The organism is Pseudomonas sp. FW300-N1A1 (assembly GCF_058789115.1).
Map to the genome: position 1 here is coordinate 1 of NZ_JBYTBK010000043.1, position 1770 is coordinate 1770.

The following is a 1770-nucleotide window of genomic DNA, read 5'->3' on the forward strand; positions in this document are numbered from 1 at the left end:
GCTTCGCGCACCAGCGCGAGCAAGCTCGCTCGCCACGGGTCTCTCACCCGCTTCAAGCCTTTCTTAACTGAACAGCACCGCCGGCAATACCGAGGCCTGCAAGCGAATCAAATTCACTGAGGGAGGGGGTTTTGCGATGGGGGTAGCAGGCGGAGCTGCAGCCGGCTATTTCCTGACAGGGTCAACCGCAGGCGCTATTTGCCTCGGGCTGGGTGTACCTACAGGTGGAGTTGGAACGCTGGCATGTGGACTTGTAGTGGTAGGTGCCGGGTCATTGGCAGCAGGCGCAGCTACTGGCGCTTTGGGTGAAACGATGGGTGATTTGATTTATGAGTACCTTAAATGAACATCCCGGAGATCGTATTTGGTTGCATGGGGGGGATTGTGATGGTGTTCACATTCGTATGGATTGGGGTCGCTTTACATCTGGCGTACACCCGCATGGACGAGATGCTGGAGCACCTTAAAAACTGCACCACCATCATGGCTCGCGCGCCACTCCGACATGGAGGAGCCTTGGGCAAACTGCTGCTGGTGGGTGGCATCTCCGGCATCGTCACTTTCCCTGGCGTCTATCTCAAACATGGCGGTGTCAGTATCGACGATCTGGCAAGATTTCCCGTCCCCCTCAAGCGCAAGTTAGCAGTCCTGCAGTGGACTGGAATCGGACTACTCGCCTCCATGTTCTTGCTGTGGTGCATTGGCAAGATCGTCGGTTGACTCTGATCCCCAAGAGTTCAGGCCTGCGGTTTATCCCGCTGCAAACACCTGTACCAGTCGCTCGGCAATGTGCTGCTGTGCCTGTTCGGCCTCATCGATGATCGCGCCCATGCGCAGGAAGTCGTGAGTCATGCCCGGGTAGACCTTGAGCTCCACCGCCACGCCTGCCGCCTGCAAATGCCGTGCATAAGCCACGCCCTCATCGTGCAGCGGGTCGCATTCGGCGAGGATCAGCAACACCGGCGGCACGTTCGCCCCGACCTTGCCCAGTAACGGCGAAAAACGTGGGTCCAGACGATCATCCGCGTCCCGCTGGTAATGTGTGTAGAACCAGGCCAGCGAGTCCTTTTCCAGCAAGTGGCCAACGCCATAGCGCTCGATGGAGGCGCTGCCCTGGCTGGCATCGGTCACCGGGTAGATCAATACCTGCAGCAACGGCTGCACCTCGGTGGCCAGGGGTTGCGCGGCCAGCACCGTGGCCAGGCTGCCGCCGACACTGTCACCGCCCACCGCCAGCCGCCGTGGATCAATGCCCAGGCGGGGGGCGTTGGCCACCAGCCAGTGCCACGCATCCTGCGCATCGTCGGCGGCGGTCGGAAAGCGAAACTCCGGCGCCAGCCGATAGGCCACCGACAGCACCACGCAATCGGCCATGGCCGCCAGGGCCCGGCACACCGAATCATGGGAGTCGAGACTGCCGACCACATAGCCACCGCCGTGGAAATACAACAACGCCGCACGCCCCGCACCTTCGGCCAGGGCATGGTTGCTGTAGATCCGCGCGTCGAGCCGGGCGCCGTCACGGGTTGGAACCTGCAACTCGTCAACCAGCTCCAGGTCCTCTGCTCCCGCCTCCATCATCAAGGACGACTGATCGAACTGCTCACGGGCCTGCTCGGGTGTCAGGGCATGCATCGGTAGGCGTTTGCCACTGGCCCGGCCGTTGCCGACCAGCTCCAGAAACGCCGCAATATCAGGGTTCAACGACATCACAAAAACCTCCAACCGGTCGGCCCCAGGGCCCGGCCGGTTTCACAGATGGGTTCAGAT

General features: G+C 61.4%; 2 protein-coding genes. One reads left to right on the top strand and one right to left on the bottom strand.

The genetic code is table 11. The features are described from left to right. Nucleotides 1–342: 342 nt before the first annotated feature. Nucleotides 343–720 carry a hypothetical protein gene (locus AC3WQN_RS21980; RefSeq protein ID WP_103401321.1) on the top strand — a complete coding sequence of 126 codons (378 nt, stop codon included), beginning with the start codon at nt 343–345 and terminating at the stop codon, nt 718–720. Between the two features lie 30 nt (nt 721–750). Here AC3WQN_RS21980 and AC3WQN_RS21985 read toward each other — a convergent pair whose 3' ends face one another. Next, nucleotides 751–1710 carry an alpha/beta hydrolase gene (locus AC3WQN_RS21985; RefSeq protein ID WP_103401322.1) on the bottom strand — a complete coding sequence of 320 codons (960 nt, stop codon included), beginning with the start codon at nt 1708–1710 and terminating at the stop codon, nt 751–753. Nucleotides 1711–1770 lie beyond the last annotated feature (60 nt).

Bases quoted from the DNA above. Each gene is read 5' to 3' on its own strand.
- AC3WQN_RS21980 (WP_103401321.1), top strand. From the start codon at position 343: ATGAACATCCCGGAGATCGTATTTGGTTGCATGGGGGGGATTGTGATG.
- AC3WQN_RS21985 (WP_103401322.1), bottom strand. From the start codon at position 1,710: ATGTCGTTGAACCCTGATATTGCGGCGTTTCTGGAGCTGGTCGGCAAC.